Source organism: Xanthomonas cassavae CFBP 4642, assembly GCF_000454545.1.
GTDB lineage: Bacteria > Pseudomonadota > Gammaproteobacteria > Xanthomonadales > Xanthomonadaceae > Xanthomonas > Xanthomonas cassavae.
The window spans coordinates 2,446,488-2,467,767 of record NZ_CM002139.1 but is presented as its reverse complement, the minus strand read 5'-3'; the positions used below and the strand labels follow the sequence as shown (position 1 = coordinate 2,467,767).

Annotated in this window: 17 protein-coding genes; 14 read left to right on the top strand and 3 right to left on the bottom strand. The window is 62.7% G+C overall.

What is annotated here, in order from left to right; genetic code table 11:
- Nucleotides 1-5 precede the first annotated feature (5 nt).
- The 4 genes from XCSCFBP4642_RS0110880 to XCSCFBP4642_RS0110865 all read left to right on the top strand — a co-directional run bounded on the left by XCSCFBP4642_RS0110880 (nucleotide 6) and on the right by XCSCFBP4642_RS0110865 (nucleotide 3,734).
- Nucleotides 6-653, top strand: coding sequence for an acetyltransferase (locus tag XCSCFBP4642_RS0110880; RefSeq protein WP_029219805.1), 648 nt, complete (start codon nucleotides 6-8; stop codon nucleotides 651-653).
- Nucleotides 654-690: 37 nt separating this feature from the next.
- Nucleotides 691-1,821, top strand: a complete 1,131-nt coding sequence (locus XCSCFBP4642_RS0110875) for an aromatic ring-hydroxylating oxygenase subunit alpha (protein WP_029219804.1) — start codon at nucleotides 691-693, stop codon at nucleotides 1,819-1,821.
- Nucleotides 1,818-2,435 (top strand): LbetaH domain-containing protein, encoded by a 618-nt coding sequence (locus tag XCSCFBP4642_RS26950; RefSeq protein ID WP_084624488.1) that lies wholly within the window; start codon nucleotides 1,818-1,820, stop codon nucleotides 2,433-2,435. Before XCSCFBP4642_RS0110875 ends, XCSCFBP4642_RS26950 begins: the two co-directional genes overlap by 4 nt.
- Nucleotides 2,436-2,771: 336 nt before the next feature.
- Entirely contained in the window at nucleotides 2,772-3,734 is a 963-nt protein-coding gene (locus tag XCSCFBP4642_RS0110865) for an IS1595 family transposase (RefSeq protein ID WP_006448937.1), read from the top strand.
- 9 nt (nucleotides 3,735-3,743) lie between these two features.
- Here the strand turns inward: XCSCFBP4642_RS0110865 and XCSCFBP4642_RS0110860 are convergent, their stop codons facing one another.
- A complete protein-coding gene (locus XCSCFBP4642_RS0110860) occupies nucleotides 3,744-4,859 on the bottom strand; it encodes an FkbM family methyltransferase (protein ID WP_029219802.1) in 1,116 nt (371 codons plus the stop codon).
- 61 nt (nucleotides 4,860-4,920) lie between these two features.
- Nucleotides 4,921-5,883, bottom strand: coding sequence for an IS1595 family transposase (locus XCSCFBP4642_RS0110855; protein WP_006448937.1), 963 nt, complete (start codon nucleotides 5,881-5,883; stop codon nucleotides 4,921-4,923).
- A gap of 397 nt (nucleotides 5,884-6,280) precedes the next feature.
- Here XCSCFBP4642_RS0110855 and XCSCFBP4642_RS29650 point away from each other — a divergent pair, with 397 nt between their 5' ends.
- Both XCSCFBP4642_RS29650 and XCSCFBP4642_RS0110845 read left to right on the top strand, forming a co-directional pair.
- Nucleotides 6,281-7,156 carry a hypothetical protein gene (locus XCSCFBP4642_RS29650; protein WP_200859750.1) on the top strand — a complete coding sequence of 292 codons (876 nt, stop codon included), beginning with the start codon at nucleotides 6,281-6,283 and terminating at the stop codon, nucleotides 7,154-7,156.
- Nucleotides 7,157-7,958: 802 nt separating this feature from the next.
- Complete coding sequence (locus XCSCFBP4642_RS0110845) at nucleotides 7,959-8,960, top strand: IS5 family transposase (protein WP_029219800.1); 1,002 nt, start codon at nucleotides 7,959-7,961, stop codon at nucleotides 8,958-8,960.
- Nucleotides 8,961-9,036: 76 nt separating this feature from the next.
- Here XCSCFBP4642_RS0110845 and XCSCFBP4642_RS28540 read toward each other — a convergent pair whose 3' ends face one another.
- Complete coding sequence (locus tag XCSCFBP4642_RS28540) at nucleotides 9,037-9,822, bottom strand: hypothetical protein (protein WP_152527254.1); 786 nt, start codon at nucleotides 9,820-9,822, stop codon at nucleotides 9,037-9,039.
- 638 nt (nucleotides 9,823-10,460) lie between these two features.
- On the opposite strand from XCSCFBP4642_RS28540, the gene XCSCFBP4642_RS0110840 reads away from it, so the two are divergent.
- From XCSCFBP4642_RS0110840 to XCSCFBP4642_RS0110805, 8 genes are all read left to right on the top strand, one after another.
- A complete protein-coding gene (locus XCSCFBP4642_RS0110840) occupies nucleotides 10,461-13,955 on the top strand; it encodes a glycosyltransferase (protein ID WP_029219799.1) in 3,495 nt (1,164 codons plus the stop codon).
- A gap of 414 nt (nucleotides 13,956-14,369) precedes the next feature.
- Nucleotides 14,370-14,741: a flagellar hook-basal body complex protein FliE gene (fliE, locus tag XCSCFBP4642_RS0110835; RefSeq protein ID WP_029219798.1), complete on the top strand. Its 372-nt coding sequence runs from the start codon at nucleotides 14,370-14,372 to the stop codon at nucleotides 14,739-14,741.
- A gap of 13 nt (nucleotides 14,742-14,754) precedes the next feature.
- Nucleotides 14,755-16,479, top strand: a complete 1,725-nt coding sequence (gene fliF / locus XCSCFBP4642_RS0110830) for a flagellar basal-body MS-ring/collar protein FliF (protein WP_029219797.1) — start codon at nucleotides 14,755-14,757, stop codon at nucleotides 16,477-16,479.
- Nucleotides 16,480-16,489: 10 nt separating this feature from the next.
- The gene (gene fliG / locus XCSCFBP4642_RS0110825) at nucleotides 16,490-17,479 is read left to right on the top strand and encodes a flagellar motor switch protein FliG (RefSeq protein WP_029219796.1); all 990 of its coding nucleotides are present in this window, start codon (nucleotides 16,490-16,492) and stop codon (nucleotides 17,477-17,479) included.
- A complete protein-coding gene (locus tag XCSCFBP4642_RS0110820) occupies nucleotides 17,476-18,096 on the top strand; it encodes a FliH/SctL family protein (protein ID WP_029219795.1) in 621 nt (206 codons plus the stop codon). Before fliG ends, XCSCFBP4642_RS0110820 begins: the two co-directional genes overlap by 4 nt.
- On the top strand, nucleotides 18,093-19,469 hold the full coding sequence (gene fliI, locus XCSCFBP4642_RS0110815; RefSeq protein ID WP_029219794.1) for a flagellar protein export ATPase FliI: 1,377 nt from the start codon (nucleotides 18,093-18,095) through the stop codon (nucleotides 19,467-19,469). Before XCSCFBP4642_RS0110820 ends, fliI begins: the two co-directional genes overlap by 4 nt.
- Before the next feature lie 3 nt (nucleotides 19,470-19,472).
- Nucleotides 19,473-19,928 (top strand): flagellar export protein FliJ, encoded by a 456-nt coding sequence (gene fliJ / locus XCSCFBP4642_RS0110810; protein ID WP_029219793.1) that lies wholly within the window; start codon nucleotides 19,473-19,475, stop codon nucleotides 19,926-19,928.
- Nucleotides 19,925-21,202, top strand: a complete 1,278-nt coding sequence (locus XCSCFBP4642_RS0110805; RefSeq protein WP_029219792.1) for a flagellar hook-length control protein FliK — start codon at nucleotides 19,925-19,927, stop codon at nucleotides 21,200-21,202. Before fliJ ends, XCSCFBP4642_RS0110805 begins: the two co-directional genes overlap by 4 nt.
- The last annotated feature ends 78 nt before the right edge of the window (nucleotides 21,203-21,280 follow it).

Here is a 21,280-nt window from a genome sequence, read left to right as displayed (position 1 = left end):
CACACATGAAGCAGATCGTCATCCTCGGAGCCGGCGGATTGGGACGCCAAGTTTTGGCGCAACTGCAGGTGGACTATAGCCATGGCATCGAGTGGGTCATTGCCGGCTTCTTGGACGAGCGTGGCCGAGACACTGTGCCAGCCGCGCTGTACTACCCCTGGCTGGGCCACCCGGCCGAGTTCGCTCCGCGTGCGGATCAATTGTTCGTTGCCGCGATCGGCGACCCGCTTTCACGCGAACGTCAGGTCACACCACTGGTGGCAGCGGGAGCCGAGTTCGTCTCGATCCGCACCCGCTGCAGCCTCGGCACACGCACCGTGTACGGGCCGACTTATTTCGGCTATGACGTGAACTGTGGCGTCGATTGTCGCATCGGCAGCTATGCCTTCATCGACCAGGAAGTGTTGCTGGGCCACGACGTGGTGGTCGGCGATTACGCACACATCGCACCTCGCTGCGTGCTCGCCGGCCACGTCACCGTCGGCCATGGCGCGGTGATCAATTCCGGAGCCCTGATAGCACGAGGCATCACCATCGGCGAACGATCGGTGGTGGGCATGGGAGCTGTAGTGTTTCACGATGTCGCGCCGGGCCAGACTGTGGTCGGCAACCCGGCACGCGCGATCTTCAACAAACCGGTCTCCAGCTCATGAGCATGAGGACGCCAGACTGCCCGCGCCGGTGCGGGCGATGACGCGCCACGTGCTGGACGCGCGGCACTACACCAGCGAAAAGACCTTCGCGTTGGAACGCGAGCGCCTGTTCGGACAGCTATGGAACTTTGTTGGTTTCAGCACGATGGTGCGCGAGCGCAATCAATTCTTCACCCGCACGATCGCAGGTATCCCGGTGCTGGTGCAGCGAACCAGCGCAGGTGTGCGCGCCTTCGTTAACCAATGTCCGCACCGGTTGTCTGCGATCCAGATCAGCGATGTCGGCCAGCGCCCGCTCGTCTGCCCCTACCACGCCTGGTCGTTTGGCCCGGAAGGCGAGCTGCGTGCCATGCCCAACGCCGAGCTCTATCGCTTCGATGAGCACGAACGTGCGGGCATCTGCCTGCGCAAGTTGGCGCTGGAGGAAGTTGGCGGGTTGTTGTTCGTCAACCTGGCTGAGCAACCGTTGCCACTGGAGACGCAGTTCACCGCTCCTTTCCTGCAGCAGTTGCGCGAAGCGTCCTCGCACCTGGACACGCAGGTGATCCATAGCCAGCATCGGGTTCACTACAACTGGAAGCTCAATATGGAGAACGTGAAGGACTACAACCATGTCCCATTCGTGCATCCGAAGACCTTCCTGCCCGCCCTGACGACACAGGTCAAATCGACAGGCACTGCCACAGATGCGCCATCGATCGTGAAGCAATTGATTCAACATGGCCAGGCGCCAGCACTGAGCACGCTCAGCTACCCGACGAAAGCGCCCCTGCAACCTTATGTATCGTGGTTCAACGCGCTGTGCGACACCTATGGCGCTGATCATATCTATTACAACTGGTTCATCTATCCGAACGTCAACTTCTGCAGCGTCCGCGGTGAGCACTTCCTGTTGCAGCAATACGAACCGGTGTCTCCAGGCGTGACTAACTACCACCTGTGGATGATGACCGCCCGTCGCAAGAGCGCGAGCACCGACTTTACCGCGCTGCTGAGTACGCTGATTCGCGGCGAACGAACCGTTATCGCCGAAGACACGCTAGTACTGGAACGCCTACAGCAGGGACTTGGCCCCTATTCCAATTCGTTCATGCATGGTGACTACGAAGCGCATCTGGTGCAGCAGCATCTCTGGTATCGGGAAAACGTGCTGGGAGAGACTGCTTGAAAGCGCTAGTGTTGTTAGGCCATGGCGCGGCGCTCGCAAAAGCCCAAGCTACTGCGCAGGCCTGTAGCCTGGAACACACCACGCTCGAACTGCCGACCACTGATCGCCACACCTTCGATCTGGAGGAACTGTTCGCCCGTTTTCCTGCGGCACAGACCGAAGTGTTCGTAGCGCTGGACGAGCGCGCGGTGAACTATGCCCGGCATAAGCTGCTCGCCGAGGTGAGATTGGCTGGCTATCGCACGATTAATCTGATTTCGCCGCAGACCATCATTGCTGATGGAGTGGAACTGATGGGCAATGTATACATCGGCCCAGGCTGCAATCTGGCACCGCGTAGCCGCATTGGTGCAGGTAGCTGGCTGGATCGCCAAATTATCGTTGAGGCGGATGTCCGCGTAGGCTCCAGTGTGACATTGCATGCCGGCGTACAACTAGGGCAAGGCGCGCAAATCGGCCAGGGCAGCACCCTAGGCAGTGGCAGTGTGGCACCTCGCCAGGCACGCATTGGTCGGCGCTGTGAATGGCTGCTGCATTCCGTGTTGCCCGATGTACTGCCTGACCGATGTTTCTATGACGCCCTTATGCCGGACGGCGCGCGCGTCCTCTCCTGACTAGTGGAAAGCCTCATTCCCCAGACTTAACACCTGGAAGTATATACCGGCCTTCCATACGATTTTTTTATCAAAACTCCCCATCATCTAAATAGAGCCTGTGTTTATGTATCCTTTTTTTTTCCAAGCAACAGCTTATTAGAGATGTCTTTGTGAACTTCGTGATTCGCTTGCGCAACCACATGGAATTTTTCCTGCGTGGTTTGATCGGGCGCCACCGGACTTCCTTAAAAATCAAAAATTTACCTGATTAGCCCTGACCATCAGCCGCCTGTCGCAGGATCTGCGCCGCGCTGGGTGGATGCTGCTGTCACCTGAAGCCAACGAGGTGGCGTGATGAGTATCAATGCCGTGCAGTTCCAAGCGGGATTGTCGATGCCTGAGTTCTTCGCGTCCTACGGCACCGAAGCCAAGTGCTATCGCGCGCTTTACAAGTGGCGCTGGCCGCAAGGCTTTCGTTGCCCTGTTTGTGCCGGACGCGTGCGCTCGCGTTTCAAGCGGGGTGCTGCGATCTACTACCAATGCAGCGCGTGCCGGCATCAGACCAGCCTGATTGCAGGCACGATGTTCGAAGGCACCAAGCTGCCGCTGCGCACCTGGATGCTGGCGTTGCACCTGCTGACCTCGACCAAAACCAACATGGCCGCGCTGGAGTTGATGCGGCATCTGGGCGTCAACTACAAGACGGCCTGGCGGATGAAACACAAGATCATGCAGGTTATGGCCGAGCGCGAATCCATGCGGAAACTGGCGGGTTTCGTGCAGATCGACGATGCCTATCTCGGCGGCGAGCGTAACGGTGGCAAGGCCGGACGCGGATCGGAGAACAAACAAGCGTTCCTGATTGCGGTGCAGACCGATGCCACCTTCACCGCGCCGCGCTTTGTGGTGATCGAGCCGGTGCGCAGCTTCGACAACACCTCGCTGCAGGACTGGATTGCCCGTCGCTTGGCGCCCGAATGCGAGGTCTACACCGATGGGCTGGCCTGCTTCCGCCGGCTAGAAGACGCCGGCCACGCGCACACCACGCTGGACACTGGCGGTGGTCGTGCCGCGACCGAAACGGCCGGTGCACGTTGGCTCAACGTGGTGCTGGGCAATCTCAAACGCGCCATCAGTGGCGTGTATCACGCCATCGCGCAAGGCAAATACGCAAGGCGTTACCTGGGAGAAGCGGCCTATCGTTTTAATCGTCGATTCCGCTTGCGCGAGATGCTGCCACGACTTGCCACGGCCATGATGCAATCCACACCATGCCCAGAGCCGGTTTTACGTGCAGCGAGCAATTTTCATGGCTGAGAGTCGGGGCTAATCAGGTAACCGATTGTGTTGCCTGAAGCCAATTTCATAGTCCTTTTCCATTTCAGTAACGAAATTGGTTAGCGTCAACAGATCCTCGGGCTTATGATAAGCGGAGATCGCCATTTGGGGGCGGTTTTTCAGGATTGTCTCTCGTGCGCCATGCAGCGCCTTGAGCTCGGACCCCTCGATCTCCAGTTTGATGAATGTCGCTGCCCTTTCCGTGGCCTCGTCAATAGTCGTGACCGGCACGGTTATCGCTATATCTTCTTCGCGCGATTTTTCATATATATGGCTGATAATGTTCGATTCCACTAGGTGCGCGGACTGGGTTTGAACAAAGCCGGGAATTTCGAAATCTGGAACAATTTGTCCTGGGTTAAATTTCAATGTCGTACTGCTATCCCACAACCCTTTCTCATGCAAAGTAATGGCTGGTGCCAATGGCTTAAGATATTGATCCTGAAGTAAATTGAGGCGCGAGCGGATTAAATTGTTATTCTGATTGGATGGTTCGAAAGAGTGGATTCTTTTGAACTGTCCCTTGCATGCGCGCAAGAAACCCTCGATCGTGTCGCCGTTGAAGGCGCCACCATCAACGTAAACCTCTCGATCATTGAACTTGAAGAATTGGCGGTTGGTGGAGTATGAGTTGAGGTTGAAATCGTCTGCGCCATGGCCTACAGCACATGCTTCAAGATAAAATGGATTCAGTGTTAGCCTATAAAGCAAGATGCATAGCCATGAAATTTGCGAATGTTGATCAGCAAGATTGTCGGTAAATTTAACTAGGCAATCGACATTGTCAAAGGTGGAATTGAAGAATTCGTAACCATACCAGAAAAAGCGGCCAGTCTCCCCGCTATGGTCGATGCCGCATATTTCCAATAAATGCAAAAACTGCAACGGAAGTAGTGTTGGCAGGTTCCACTGATTGGCTATTTTAATGAAATGCTGAAAAGCAGTTCCGCCTGGAGTCAGAATGCAAGACGTCACATCGCCTTGGCCTACGGCCAACTCGATCCAGGTGTCCGAGCTGATGACGGGTATTCCGAATATGTGACTCTGACGCTCGCGCAGGAAGTCATCAACAATGGCAATAACATTGGCTGATTTTGCCAACACTCGAATCTCGGATCTGCAAACCGATCCGCAAACAATAAATTTTCCTGATTAGCCCCGACTCTCAGCCATGAAAATTGCTCGCTGCACGTAAAACCGGCTCTGGGCATGGTGTGGATTGCATCATGGCCGTGGCAAGTCGTGGCAGCATCTCGCGCAAGCGGAATCGACGATTAAAACGATAGGCCGCTTCTCCCAGGTAACGCCTTGCGTATTTGCCTTGCGCGATGGCGTGATACACGCCACTGATGGCGCGTTTGAGATTGCCCAGCACCACGTTGAGCCAACGTGCACCGGCCGTTTCGGTCGCGGCACGACCACCGCCAGTGTCCAGCGTGGTGTGCGCGTGGCCGGCGTCTTCTAGCCGGCGGAAGCAGGCCAGCCCATCGGTGTAGACCTCGCATTCGGGCGCCAAGCGACGGGCAATCCAGTCCTGCAGCGAGGTGTTGTCGAAGCTGCGCACCGGCTCGATCACCACAAAGCGCGGCGCGGTGAAGGTGGCATCGGTCTGCACCGCAATCAGGAACGCTTGTTTGTTCTCCGATCCGCGTCCGGCCTTGCCACCGTTACGCTCGCCGCCGAGATAGGCATCGTCGATCTGCACGAAACCCGCCAGTTTCCGCATGGATTCGCGCTCGGCCATAACCTGCATGATCTTGTGTTTCATCCGCCAGGCCGTCTTGTAGTTGACGCCCAGATGCCGCATCAACTCCAGCGCGGCCATGTTGGTTTTGGTCGAGGTCAGCAGGTGCAACGCCAGCATCCAGGTGCGCAGCGGCAGCTTGGTGCCTTCGAACATCGTGCCTGCAATCAGGCTGGTCTGATGCCGGCACGCGCTGCATTGGTAGTAGATCGCAGCACCCCGCTTGAAACGCGAGCGCACGCGTCCGGCACAAACAGGGCAACGAAAGCCTTGCGGCCAGCGCCACTTGTAAAGCGCGCGATAGCACTTGGCTTCGGTGCCGTAGGACGCGAAGAACTCAGGCATCGACAATCCCGCTTGGAACTGCACGGCATTGATACTCATCACGCCACCTCGTTGGCTTCAGGTGACAGCAGCATCCACCCAGCGCGGCGCAGATCCTGCGACAGGCGGCTGATGGTCAGGGCTAATCAGGATCGGTTATGCCCCGATGCGATGGTTCTTTATTGTTTCTAGCCGCATCATTCATAGCTACCCGTTGATAACACCGATAAAGGCATGCGACTTAATCACACAGACAGTAAAGACATGGTAATGCTTGAATTTGGCGAAGCTATTCGAATTTATTTTCCGCCACACCCTCTATATAGAGTGGAGTTAGCGAAGACTATGCAAGCAAATCGATACACGCCTCCCTCGATCGGTATCCGGCAAGGAAGGATGGCACAATGAAGCCCGATTACATTTTTTAGCTGGCGTAGAAAAAGGCGGTACCACAGCCTTGGCCAGCTGGATCGACAGCAATGGCCTCGCCCGCTTCATCCTACCTGGCATCAAGGAGCCATATACTTATCTCGCGGAAGGTGCGACACAACCATTGCCGGCAGAGCGGCCCTGGCTCGATGCCAGCGTCGCCTATGCGATGAGCCCACACGTGATTGCGCGTCTCCCGGAGCAGCGAACCAAGATCGTCCTGTGCCTGAGGAACCCCCTGGAACGGGCCTGGAGCGCGTATCGCTTTAAGAAGATTGCAGCACTTGGCGGCGCTAGGGCTACGCAAATGTTTGCCGATTATCACCAGCATGGCGGCTGCATCACTGATAGAACACCAGCCGGCTCGCGCTCGGACGTGGTCCCCCTGGATTTACTGAGAGACATCACTGCGTTATCCTTTCCACGCAAGTCCTTTCCGCATGTGCAACGCCATTTCCAGGCCGAGACCACACGGCTACGCACGACCACCTTCACCGAACGCGCCGACTACGAAATGCAGTTCCTGATGTCGCGGCGTCAGTTCCCCTTCCTGTCGATGCTCGAAGCCAGCTTCTACTACATCGGTTTACGCGCGTTCGTCGCGCGCTATCAGCCCGAGGACATTCTACTGGTGTCGCTCGGCCGGTTGAAGGAGCCGCATTACCGCGCCACGTTCCTGACGCGTCTGATCGGCCATGTGCCTGACACGGAGCCGGTTCCATTCGTCTTTTCCTGTGGCGAACTCGCTTTCGACGAGCCAGCTCCGGACTTCGCGGCGGCGGAACTGCAAGCGGTACGTGGCGCCCTCGCTTACGATACCCAGCAATACAGCGAACTGATCGCGACGCACGGAATCGCCGACGATTTGCTGGATATGGACGAACTGCGCCGGTATCTGTTCTAGTGCCTCTTCCCGATTGATCCGTACTACTCGGAACTGGTTGGAGTTCACCTGATATGCCCAGGGTTTGTAGACACGCAGGACAGTGGTGCGCGTAGCCATTCGAACTCTACCGATGACAGATCGCCATTGGAACATTGCGTCTTGGGTTTTAGGACATCTCAAGGTAGTGGAATACCTCGGCACGTGCGACCTCAACGGTGGGGCGCGTCGAGTCGACACCAATGCCAAAGCCGTCATTGAGGGGTGCTGGCGCCCAGGTTGCTGGCAGCTCCATTCACCGTTTGCCGCCAGCAACCAGCCAAGCATTGGCAATTAGGGCTATATCGATTTCCCGCAGGGCGTACGTGAGCCGGGCTCGCAGCGCGCCAGCTTGGCAAATCGCCGTTCTGAATGAGGACTGCAGGTCTTTACGAACGAACAGCCTTCAAAAATTCTGACATCAGTAAGTAAGTGCCGCCGGCAACAACCATTCCCGCCGCGTTTCCCGGAAAGACATTTGGACCTTTTCCGTTAACCCAAATCACCCCATTTGTGTATATTTGATACCGCTGACCCGTGGCCGCTCCGGAGAAGGTAAACACGCTGTCACCGCCATTTATGCTACCAACGCGACCAACGTTAGTAAAGGCAGTAAAAGCCGGCGCACCTGTCAGTGTAACGGTGACGCCACCAATAATCAGTTGACCACCATCGTATACCCCATAGTGGTAATGCCACCTCCAGTGATACTGTAGGAAACCTCTAAAAACCCCAGGATCCTGTCATCATTGACGTAATGCGATGCTAGCGGAGGGTGCTACAGATGATCAGTTTGTTCGCCGGTGAAGAACGTGATGCTAAACGTCAGCAATTGAGTGATCCGCTGGCCGTGTTGTCGCGTCACATCGACTTTGGCGGTATTGCCCGTGCGGTGGATGCGAGGCTGTCGCTCGGGCCGAAGGCCAAGGGTGGCCGGCCAGCGTGGCCGACTGAGGTGATGATCAGGGTGTTGCTGTTGCAGCAGTTGTACAACCTTTCCGACGATGCGTTGGAGTATCAGTTGCTGGATCGGCGTAGCTTCGTTCGGTTCGTCGGTCTGGAGAAGAGCGGCAAGGTGCCGGATGCGAAGACGATCTGGGTATGGCGCGAGCGGCTGAAGAACAATGACGTGATCGGAGATATCGATGCGGCGATCAGCGGACAACTGGCGCGCGCCGGTTACATTGCCCGTGGCGGGCAGATCATTGATGCCAGCATCGTCAGTGCGCCGATCCAGCGCAACACGCGCGAGGAAAACGCGCGCATCAAGCAGAACGACATCCCGGAGGATTGGAGCGATGCCAAGCGCGCGCAGAAGGACGTGGATGCGCGCTGGACGAGCAAGCACGGCAGCTCCTATTACGGTTACAAGTTGCACGCCAATGTCGATCGTCGCTGGGGATTCATTCGCGTGCACGAGGTCAGCAGCGCGAACGTGCATGACAGCCGGTACTTCGAGCGGTTGCTGGATGCGGGTAATACCGCACGCATACTTCGTGCCGATAGCGCTTATGCCGACCGGGACCGTGAAGCCCGCTTGAAGCAAGAGGGATATCGTGTGGACATCCAGCACAAAGGTACACGCGGCAACGCATTGAGCTCGGCCCAGCAGCGGCGCAATCAGCGCATCGCGAAAGATCGGGTGTTTGTCGAGCACGCATTCGCGCGACTGACGCAACAAGGTGGCAAGTGTCTACGCACGCTCGGCTTGGCACGTGCGAAGGTGGTCATCGGATTGAAGGTTGCCGGCCATAACCTGCTGCGTCTGGCACNNNGAAGCCAATGATCTGTTCTTCGGAAAAACGCTTCTTCACGTCCAATCTCCTCGGGGTAGGGAATTGGACTCCAAACTAAGGCGCTACTCAAACTTGGGGGGACGTCGGCCGCAGGCCAGAAGAACGCCTCGCGCGCAGCGTCGGCGAGCTGAGAGCTTGGCCGACCATGTCAGAGTGCTGATGTTTCCAAGCATCGTCACCTCCATGCATGCGCCACATCGACTCCGGCATGGTTATTCGAGGTGCCCTGTAGTTGCCGTTGACGTAACAGACATCATTGGCAATTGCGACGATTTGGAAACCGGTCATCACCGCAAACACGTGCCCACCCAGGAAACTGCACAACGCTCTATTTCTAATCAGTATGCCGTTTACGGTACTCCCACCACCTAAAGTGAAACCAGAAACCTGAACCGCGCCACCCTCATTCATTGTAAGCAGGTATCCTGCGGTGTTGCGCCAAATAGCAGACGTACTACCTACAAACCTCAAGAAGCCACCTGTCACGCTGCCCACTACGATATTTTCTACGTAAGTTCCGTCTGCGACATTGATGATTGCCGTATAGCCACATAAGGAATAGCGGGTTCGCACCACAGTTACAGCACGCTGGATGGTCTGGAACGCCGTGGCAGCAGTTAGCCCATCATTGGAATCGCTGCCCGTGCTGGAGACGTACAAAGACAAATCCTGAGTCAAGGCAATCGCGTAAGTGGCATAGCTATTTGCGTTAGTCCCCATCGCGAACCGGCCTTCATCACTGATGAAATATGGCTCGCTGGCAGCGAGTTCACCAGCTGTCGCGGCAGCATCAAACTGCGCACGCGTCCCGCGTTTTACATAAATATTGGCGCCCGAGATTGCGTCCGACATGACATGACGCTCCTTAAGCAGAAAATTGAGAATTACATTGTTTCAAAATAGCCTTAAAAAATTATTACTTTAAAGCGGAATTTTTCTTGAATTAGCAACCCTTCAACAGCGGATACTCTCTTGACTTTTAACACTCCAGCACCAGCCAGCAGCCTCATCAACTTAGGGAAACTCTGAACAACTCCCCCTGATCCTGCGACAATCGCACAGAGGCACCAGGACGATGACGATGCAACTGACCTTCGGCGACGCGGNGCAATACCCCGAAAACATGCCGAAAACGGCAAAAAACCGGGGGGTTGAGCGCCCTCAGCGCGGCGGATGTGGCGTGTTTCGTTTTCCGGCTGCGTTGATCAGACCATCCTTAGCATTGTTATCGATCGACTTTTCGGGAACCAGCCCTCATTTGAAGTTCGGCACCGGCGCAGCCACACGCAACTCAGCGCATTTCAGGCTTGGCTGAACTCAACATCTTCACGCCGGATAATCAAAGTAAGCATGTTCCAGTGGCAGGCCCCAGTCGCGGCCATGTCTGTATACGTTTGGTTTCCGAATCCCGACAATGCAGTGAGTCCAATTCCCCAACCCTTGAACACGGTCCGCTCTGCATGACTTCCAACGCCCTCGTCAGTATCGTCATGCCTACCTACAAGGCTTCGTACTTCGCGCAGGCGCTGGAGAGCGCGCTGACGCAGACCTACACCGCACTGGAGCTGGTGATCTGCGACGACGATGCCGATGGCGCGATCGAGGCCCTGCTGTCGCCCAAGCTGGCGAGCGCCCCGTTCCCGATCCGCTACCACCGCAACACGCCACGGCTTGGCGAGCTCGCCAGCACGATCAAGGGGATCGGTCTGGCGCAGGGCGAGTACGTCAAGTTCCTGCACGACGACGACGTGTTGCAGCCGGATTGCGTCGCGCAGCTGGTGGAAGCGCACGAGCGCAACCCGGGCACGGCGATGGCTTCCTCGCGCCGGCAACGCATCGATGACGACGGCCAGCCACTGCCGGACATCCCGGCCACCTGTTTCCCGTTCGCCGACGATGTGTTGGTCGATGGCCCGGAGCTGGTGTCGTTCCTGGCCGACCACACCATCAATTTCATCGGTGAGCCGAGTTGCGTGCTGGCACGGCGTGCGGATCTGTTGGCGTTGGGCAACGGGTTGATGGCGTTGAACGGTAAGGCCATTGACTGGGTCGGCGATCTGGCGATCTACGTCAAGCTGCTGCGCCATGGCAACCTGGCGTTCCTGGCCAGCCCGCTCACGCAGTTCCGCGTCTCCAGCGCGCAATTCAGCCAGGCCGGCCGCGCTCAGGTCGGGGTCGGCGATCAGGGTCATGAAGACCTGCGCCAGGGCATCCGTCAACTTGGTTGGCGCCGCGAGCACGGCGACAACCGGCAGGTGCGTGTGGCACCGCTCAGCCCGCACAAGGCGCGCGTGTTCAAGCCGGTGGATCTGGTCAATGCGCTGATGCGCAGCGCCGGCATGACCGAACAGGTGTCGCCGGCCACCTGGCTGGGCGTGCGGTACCCCAGTGAGGTGCAGCGTGCATTGATCGACGCGCGCCTGCAGGCGCATGCCGGCGGGCCTCGGATTGCGGTGATGCTGATCGACCGGTATGGCGATGCCGCCGCCGTGGCCGCCACGTTGGCCAGCCTGCAGGCGCCCGGCGGCTATCCAAACCAGCAGGCCTGGGTGCTCAGCGCCTCGCCGGCGCAGGTCCGCGACGCCGAACGCGGGTTGCTGATCGACAACCACGGCCTGGTGCCGGCACTCAACCGGGCCATCGCCGCGCAGCAGGCTATCGACTGGGTGCTGCTGGTCGACGCCGGTGCCGTGTTCACCCTCAGCGGGCTGACCGTGGTGGCGCTGGGCCTGCTCGCGCTGCCAGACACCTGCCAGGCGGTCTACGCCGACGAGGTGGTGGCGCTGGACAACCGCCAGCTGGGGCTGGCGCTGCGGCCAGCGCTGTATCTGGACGCACTGCTGAGCGCGCCGTCCACGCTGTCGCGGCACTGGCTGTTCCGCCAGGCCACGCTGGTGGACGATGGCGGGTTTCCGCAAGGTCCGGGCGCGGCCTTCGAGCTGGATTACCAGTTGGGGCTGGTCGAACGCCATGGGCTGGCCAGTGTGCAGCACATCGCCGAACCGCTGCTGGTGGCCTCCGCCCAGACCCGGCATGCCGATGCCGACGAACACCAGGCCATTGCGCGGCATCTGGTCGCACGCGGCTACGTGGATGCGCAGGTGCACAGCGCCGGCCCTGGCCGTCATGCCCTGGACTACCGCCATGCGCAGCAGCCGTTGGTCAGCATTCTGGTGCTGGTCGATGGTCGCCTGCCGCAGGTGCAGCGCTGCTTGGAAAGCATCCTGGCCAACACGGCCTACCCGCATTACGAAGTGTTGCTGCTGGACCGCGGCACTACCGCGCCAGACCTGCGCGACTGGCTGGCCGGCATCGACGCGTTGGGCATGCAGCAGATCCGCGTGTTGCGCTTTGACGCCGAACCAGCGCGCGAAGCGGTCTGCAATGCCGCCGCCGAGCATGCGCGTGGGGACGTGCTGCTGTGGCTGGCCGCGGGCGCGGCAGTGATGAAGGCAGACTGGCTGGAACAACTACTCAACCACGCGCTGCGGCCGGAGGTGGGCGCGGTGGCCGGCAAGCTGCTGCGCGGCGATGGCACCGTGCACCATGCCGGCCTGTTGCTGGGCCTGGGGGCGCCGGTGGCACGCGCGTTCGAAGGCAACGCCTTCGACGACTCCGGTTACCTGCAACGCCTGCAGCTGGACCAGAACTACGCCGCGCTGAGTGGCGAGTGCCTGATGCTGCCGCGCCAGCTGTTCCTGGAGGCTGGCGGTTTTGCGCTTGAGCCGGAACTGGCGCCGTGGAGCGATGCGGACCTGTGCCTGCGCTTGCACCAGGCCGGCTACCTCAATGTGTTCGCAGCGCGCGCGCAGCTACTGATCGACCCGCTGGACGCGCCCGCCGCCACCGTGCTGGACGAAGAAGCGATGTATGCGCGTTGGCTGCCGCTGATGGCCAACGACCCGGCCTACAACCCGGGGTTTTCGCTGGACCCGGGCGCCGGCTTCCAGCTGGCCGACCCGCGCGCCAGCTGGCGTCCACTGCAGTCGTGGCGGCCGCTGCCACGCGTGATGGCGTTGCCGGCCGACATTGAAGGCTGCGGCCACTACCGGGTGATCCAGCCGCTGCGCGCCTTGCGCGAAGCCGGACTGGCCGAAGGGGTGCTGTTCAACGGCTATCTGGAGATCGCCGACCTGGCGCGTCAGGATCCCGACGTGGTGATCCTGCAACGGCAGGTCGGCGAGGCGCGTCTGGAGGCGATGCGGCGGATGAAGGCGTTGTCGCGCGCATTCAAAGTCTACGAGCTGGACGATTACCTGCCCAATCTTCCGCTGAAGAATGCCCACCGCGAACACATGCCCAAGGACATTCTCAAAACCGTACGGCGCGGGCTGGGCATGGTGGACCGCTTCGTGGTCTCCACTCCTGCCCTGGCCGAGGCGTTTGCCGGGCTGCACAGCGATATTCGCGTGGCCGAAAACCGCCTGCCGCCGCATTGGTGGGAACATCTGCCTGCGCGGGCCCAACGCCAGGGTAGCAAGCCGCGGATCGGCTGGGCTGGAGGCGCCAGCCACACCGGCGACCTGGAACTGATTGCCGACGTAGTGAAGGAGCTCGCCGGCGAGGTGGAATGGGTGTTCATGGGGATGTACCCGTTCGCACTGCGCCAGCATATTCACCGGTTCCAGCCGGGCGTGCCGATCGACCAGTACCCCGCCGCGCTGGCGGCGCTGGATCTGGATCTGGCGCTGGCGCCGGTGGAGCAGAACCTGTTCAACGAGTGCAAGAGCAATCTGCGCCTGCTCGAATACGGTGCCTGCGGTTATCCGGTGATCGCCAGCGATGTGCGCTGCTACCAGGGCACCCTGCCGGTGACGCTGGTGAAAAACCGGTATCGCGACTGGATCGGGGCCATCCGCGAGCACTTGGCCGACCTTGACGCAGCACGCGCCAAGGGTGCGGCCTTGCGCGAGGTGGTGCGACGCGACTGGATGTTGAGCGGCAGCAATCTGGACACCTGGCGAGCCGCCTGGTTGCCGGACTAGCGCGAGCGGGCTGTTCAGCGTTTTCCCGTTTGCAGTTGAAGGAATGTCTGGCTGCATGTGAATTGACGGCGCGCCCTCATCCGGCGCTGCGCGCCACCTTCTCCCGCAGCGGGAGAAGGAACTCATGGCAGCTCACGATCTTTCGCTGCGCTGCAACTGACCATCCACCGGTCACTTTTCCCGCTGGCGGGAGAAGGAAAACCTGGCCGTGCGTGATCTGTCGGCTGCCCTGCGACTGACATCCATCGGTTCCCTTCCCCGCTGGCGGGGGAAGGTGCCCGAAGGGCGGATGGGGGCAATATCGCTGCGACGCGACCACGACAGGTGCGGCAGGAACGCCCCGCGCCGGAATCCCGGCGCCATTTCGGCACGCCGCTTGCAGCGGGGTGGATGCCTCCCTGGCTGACCGCACCCATGAGCGACTCCGTCACCTCCATCCTCTCGCAGATCCGCAGCTACCAGACGCAGATGGGCCAAGGCCCGATGGGCGCGGTGGGCGATGCGGCGCGCGGCAATCAGATCCAGGGGCTGGCCGGAACACAGGGAACCCCGGCCACCCAGGTACCGAGCTTCAGCGAAACCTTGCGCGGCGCCGTCGGCGGCGTGAACGAAGCGCAGCAGAAGGCCGGCGCGCTCTCCAAGGCGTTCGAAATGGGCGACCCCAGTGCCGATCTGGCCCGGGTCATGGTCGCCTCCCAGCAGTCCCAGGTGGCCTTCCGCGCCACCGTGGAAGTCCGTAACCGTCTCGTCCAGGCTTACCAGGACGTCATGAACATGCCGCTGTAAGGATTGACGACACATGGCACTCGCGATCAGCAGAGAAAACGTGAACCAGAACGCCGAGAAGGCGGGTCAGTGGTTCGACCGTGTCCGCAGCCTGCAGATCACCCGCAAGCTGACCATGATGGCGATGATCGCCCTGGCGGTCGCGGCGGGTCTGGCGGTGTTCTTCTGGTCGCAGAAGCCCGGCTACCAGGCGCTGTACACCGGCCTGGATGAAAAGGGCAATGCCGAGGCGGCCGACCTGCTGCGCACTGCGCAGATCCCCTACAAGATCGACCAGGCCACCGGCGCCATTTCGGTGCCGCAGGACCGCTTGTACGACGCCCGCCTGAAGCTGGCCGGCTCCGGCCTGACCGGCAAGGAAACCGGCGGCGGCTTCGAACTGATGGAAAAGGACCCCGGCTTCGGCGTCAGCCAGTTCGTGGAAAGCGCACGCTACCAGCACGCCCTGGAGACCGAGCTGTCGCGCACCATCGGTACCCTGCGCCCGGTCCGCGAGGCCCGCGTGCACCTGGCCATTCCCAAGCCCAGCGCCTTCACCCGCCAGCGCGATGTGGCCAGCGCCTCGGTGGTGCTGGAACTGCGCGGCGGCCAGGGCCTGGAGCGCAACCAGGTCGATGCCATCGTCAATCTGGTGGCGTCCAGCATCCCGGACATGACCCCCGAACGGGTGACCGTGGTCGACCAGAGCGGCCGCATGCTCTCCATCGCCGACCCCAACAGCGACGCCGCCCAGCACGCCGCCCAGTTCGAACAGGTGCGCCGCCAGGAAAGCTCCTACAACCAGCGCATCCGCGAACTGCTGGAGCCGATGACCGGCCCGGGCCGGGTCAATCCGGAAACCAGCGTGGACATGGACTTCTCGGTCGTGGAGGAAGCCCGCGAACTCTACAACGGCGAGCCGGCCAAGCTGCGCAGCGAGCAGGTCAGCGACTCCAGCACCAGCGCCACCGGCCCGCAAGGCCCTCCGGGCGCCACCAGCAACAGCCCTGGCCAGCCGCCGGCTCCGGCCGTCGCCGGCGCCCCGGGCACCCCGGGCGCTGCCACTGGCCAGGCCGCCGCCCCGGCCGCGCCGACCGAAAGTTCCAAGAGCGCCACCCGCAACTACGAATTGGACCGGACCTTGCAACACACCCGCCAGCCGGCCGGCCGCATCAAGCGGGTGTCGGTGGCGGTGCTGCTGGACAACGTCCCGCGCCCCGGTGCCAAGGGCAAGATGGTCGAGCAGCCGCTCACTGCCGCCGAGCTCACCCGCATCGAGGGCCTGGTCAAGCAGGCGGTAGGGTTCGACGCGGCACGTGGCGACACGGTGTCGGTGATGAATGCCCCGTTCGTGCGCGAAGCGGTAGCCGGTGAAGAAGGTCCGAAGTGGTGGGAAGACCCGCGCTTGCAGAACGGTCTGCGCCTGCTGGTCGGTGCGGTGGTGGTGCTGGCGCTGCTGTTCGGCGTGGTGCGCCCCACCCTGCGCCAGCTCACCGGCGTGACCGCGGTCAAGGACAAGCAACGCAAGGCTGGCAACGATGGCACTCCGCAGAGCGCCGACGTGCGGATGGTCGATGAAGACGACGACCTGATGCCCCGCCTGGAAGAAGACACCGCGCAGATCGGTCAGGACAAGAAGACCGCGATCGCTCTGCCGGACGCCTACGAAGAACGCATGCGCGTGGCCCGCGAGGCCGTCAAAGCCGATTCAAAACGTGTTGCACAAGTCGTGAAGGGATGGGTCGCCAGTGAAGCCTGAAACACAACCGATGACCGGAGTGCAGCGCGCCGCGGTGCTGCTGTTGTCGCTGGGTGAGAGCGACGCCGCCGAAGTGCTCAAGCACATGGACCCCAAGGAGGTGCAGAAGATCGGCATCGCCATGGCCACCATGACCGGCATCTCGCGCGATCAGGTCGAAAAGGTGATGGACGACTTCAACGGCGAACTGGCCGGCAAGACCTCGCTGGGCGTGGGCGCCGACGACTACATCCGCAACGTGCTGATCCAGGCGCTGGGCGCCGACAAGGCCGGTGGCCTGATCGACCGCATCCTGCTGGGCCGCAACACCACCGGCCTGGACACCCTGAAGTGGATGGACCCGCGCGCCGTCGCCGACCTGGTGCGCAACGAACACCCGCAGATCATCGCGATTGTGATGGCGCATCTGGACAGCGACCAGGCTGCCGAGGCGCTGAAGCTGCTGCCCGAGCGCACCCGCGCCGACGTGCTGCTGCGCATCGCCACGCTGGACGGCATTCCGCCCAATGCCCTGAGCGAGCTCAACGACATCATGGAACGCCAGTTCGCCGGCAACCAGAACCTGAAGTCGTCGAACGTGGGCGGCATCAAGGTGGCGGCCAACATCCTCAACTTCCTGGACACCGGCGCCGACCAGGGCGTGCTGGGCGAGATCAGCAAGATCGACGCCGACCTGGCCACCAAGATCCAGGACCTGATGTTCGTGTTCGACAACCTGGTGGACCTGGACGACCGCGGCCTGCAGACCCTGCTGCGCGAAGTCTCCGGCGAGCGCCTGGGCCTGGCCCTGCGCGGCGCCGACGTCAAGGTGCGCGAGAAGATCACCCGCAACATGTCCCAGCGCGCGGCCGAAATCCTGCTCGAGGACATGGAAGCGCGCGGCCCGGTGCGCCTGGCCGACGTGGAAGCGGCGCAGAAGGAAATCCTCACCATCGTCCGCCGCCTGGCTGACGAAGGCGCCATCAGCCTCGGCGGCGCCGGTGCGGAGGCGATGGTATGAACGACGTGGTCACCCGCTGGCTGGCCCCCGACCTGCACATGGCCCCGGCCCTACCGGAGCCGGAGTACGACGAACCGGCCATGCTCGAGCCGGTGCTGCGCCCGCCGACCCTGGAAGAGATCCAGGCCATCGAGGACGCCGCCCAGCAGGAGGGCTTCGCCCGCGGCCATGCCGAAGGCTTTGCCCAGGGCCAATCGGAAGTGCGCCGCCTCACCGCGCAGATCGACGGCATCCTGGACAACTTCACCCGCCCGCTGGCGCGGCTGGAAAACGAAGTGGTCGGCGCGCTCGGCGAGCTGGCCGTGCGCATCGCCGGCCAGCTGGTCGGCCGTGCCTACCAGGCCGATCCGCAGCTGCTGGCCGAACTGGTCGGCGAAGCCGTGGATGCGGTCGGCGGCGCCGGCCGCGAGGTCGAGGTGCGCCTGCACCCGGACGACATCACCGCGCTGCTGCCGCACCTGGCGCCCAGCAGCACCACCCGCGTGGCCCCGGACATGAGCCTGAGCCGCGGCGACCTGCGCGTGCATGCCGAGAGCGTGCGCGTGGACGGCACCCTGGACGCGCGCCTGCGGGCTGCGCTGGAGACAGTCATGCGTAAATCCGGAGCAGGCCTGTGAGCGCCTTGTTGGGAGCCACCCCGGCCGACTGGCTGGATGCACGCAATCTGCGCCTGGCCACCCGCCTGGGCGGCCTGGGCCTGGACCCGGCCGCGGGCCGCACCCTGATCCGCGAAGGCATCCTGCGCCGCGCGGTCGGCCTGACCCTGGAAGCCACCGGCTGCGAAGCGCCGATGGGCGCCACCTGCAAGGTGGAGGTGGACGGCGGCTGGGTGGATGCGGAAGTGGTCGGCTTTGCCGGCGAACGGACCTACCTGATGCCCAGCGCCGAACTGCACGGCCTGCTGCCGAATGCGCGCGTGGTGCCCTCGCGGCGCCGCGGCGGCGTGGAAGTGGGCGAAGGCCTGCTCGGCCGCGTCATCGACAGCGACGGCACCCCGCTGGACGGCAAGGGCCCGATCCGCGCCGAAGGCAGCATCGGCATGGCCGGCGTGTCGATCAACCCGCTGGCGCGCGAGCCCATCACCACCTCGCTGGACGTGGGCGTACGCGCCATCAACGCCATGCTGCCGATCGGCCGTGGCCAACGCGTGGGCCTGTTCGCCGGCTCCGGCGTCGGTAAATCGACGCTGCTGGGCATGATGACCCGCTTCACCTCGGCCGACGTGATCGTGGTCGGGCTGATCGGCGAACGTGGCCGCGAAGTGCGCGATTTCGTCGAAACCACCCTGGGCGAAGAAGGCCTGCGCCGCGCCGTGGTCGTGGCCGCGCCGGCCGACCGCCCACCGCTGGCACGCCTGCATGGCGCCTACCGCGCCACCGCCATTGCCGAATGGTTCCGCGACCAGGGCCTGAACGTGTTGTTGCTGATGGACTCGCTGACCCGCTTTGCGCAGGCGCAGCGCGAGATCGGCCTGTCGGTCGGCGAGCCGCCGACCACCCGCGGCTACCCGCCGTCGGTGTTCGCCAAATTGCCGGCGCTGGTGGAACGGGCCGGTAACGGCGCCAAGGGCCGCGGCTCGATCACCGCCTTCTACACTGTGCTGACCGAAGGCGACGACCCGCAGGACCCGATCGCCGACGCCGCCCGCGCCATCCTGGACGGCCACATCCTGCTCTCGCGCCGGGTGGCCGACAGCGGCCTGTACCCGGCCATCGACCTGGAATCCTCGGTCAGCCGCGTGGTGCAGGACATCGCCGACGACACCTGGCGCCTGCGTATCCGCAAGCTCAAGCGGCTGCTCTCCGCCTACACCGCCAACCGCGACCTGATCGCCATCGGCGCCTACCAGCGCGGCAGCGACCCGGCCACCGACGAAGCGTTGGCGCGCTGGCCGGAGATCGTCGAATTCCTGGGCCAGGACGTGCACAAGGCCTCGGTCCTGAGCGACAGCCTGTCCGCCCTGCAGCAGCTGGTCGAACCGGAGAACTAATCCATGATGCAGTCCAAACGGATCGACCCATTGCTACGCCGCGCGCAGGAACAGGAAGACAAGGTCGCCCGCGACCTGGCCGAACGCCAGCGCGTGCTGGACACCCACCAGTCGCGCCTGGAAGAACTGCGCCGCTACGCCGAGGAATACGCCAACAGCCACATGGCCGGCACCAGCGCGGTGGCGCTGAGCAACCGCCGCGCGTTCCTGGACCGGCTCGACAGCGCCGTGCTGCAACAGGCCCAGACCGTGGAAAGCAACCGCGCCAAGGTCGAATCCGAACGCACCCGCCTGCTGCTGGCCAGCCGCGAGAAGCAGGTGCTGGAACAGCTGGCGGCCAGTTACCGCGCCCAGGAAAACAAAGTGATCGAACGCCGCGACCAGCGCGAAATGGACGACCTGGGCGCACGCCGCTCGCGCCTGGCGCGGGCCGAAGATACGCACGGAGATGCCGTATGAACCCCCTGTCCACGTTTGCCGCCGGCCTTGGCATGCTTGCCGGCACCGGCAAGAAGTCCAGCTACAGCGATCCGTCGTCCGAGCAGGACCCGGCGCAGGACCAGTTCGCGCGCATGCTCACTCCGGCCAACACGCCCAACCACGCCCCGCCGCAGGCGCCCGAGCGCGTGCCGGCCAAGCCGCCTGCCGCCAAATCCAGCCAATCCGACAAGCACCGCGCCGACGACGAACAGGGCGATGACGCGCCCGACGATGCGACCAAGCGCCCGCGCGCCCAGGACGCCGATGCCAAGCCGGCCCAGCCCGCCAAGGAACCGGCAGCCAAGGACAGCAGTGCCGCCACCGCGACTGGCAAGAGCGCAACTGCCAGCAAGGACAGCAAGGACGCGTCCGCCGATGCAGCCACGCCCACCGAAGCCGGCTGGCCGCCCGCCGGCCTGGGCGGTTTTGGCATGAGCCTGCTGGCCCAGGCGGTACCGGGCGGCGATGTGCTGGCCGCCGCTGCCGCAGCGCTGGCCGCCAGCATGGCCAATGCGGCCGGCGCCACGCCGAGCGCGACTGCAGTGCCGACCGACGCCACCGCACCCACAGCCGGCAATGCCGCAACCGCCACCACGGCCCTGCCCGCCCTGGGTGCGTTCGCGCCGGCTGCCGCCGCAGGCGCCAAGCCAACCTCGACCACTGCGGTCAGCGGCGACGCGCAGACCGCCGCGTTGATGAGCATGGCGGTCAAGGCGTTGGACCCGGCCGACGACACCGCCGCCGTGGACGCACCGGATGCCCAGGCGTTCGTGTTGCCCACCGCCGCGCCCACGCTCACCCGCCTGCAGGACCCGGCGCCGATCTTCAGCGCCTCGCCCACGCCGACCCCGGAAATGGGCAGCGACACCTTCGACGATGCCATCGGCGCGCGCCTGAGCTGGCTGGCCGACCAGAAGATCGGCCACGCCCACATCAAGCTCACCCCCAACGAGATGGGCCCGGTGGAAGTGCGTCTGCACCTGGAAGGCGACAAGGTCAACGCCAGCTTCACCGCCGCCCATGCCGACACCCGCCAGGCGCTGGAGCAGAGCCTGCCGCGGCTGCGCGAAATGCTTGGTCAAAGCGGCTTCCAGCTCGGCCAGGCCGATGTGAGCCAACAACAGCAGAGCCAGTCCGGCAATCGCAATGGCGGCGCCAGCGAGGGCAACGGCCTAACACTGGACGACAGCCCGGCCGTCGGAATTCCGTCGGTCGTGTTACGCCAGCGTGGATTGCTGGACGCCTACGCCTGACCCGGGGCGCCGTGATTGCACCCGGCGCACCTGCCGCGCCCGCTTGTCCACGCCATCCGCCGTCAAGTCCCTTCCCCG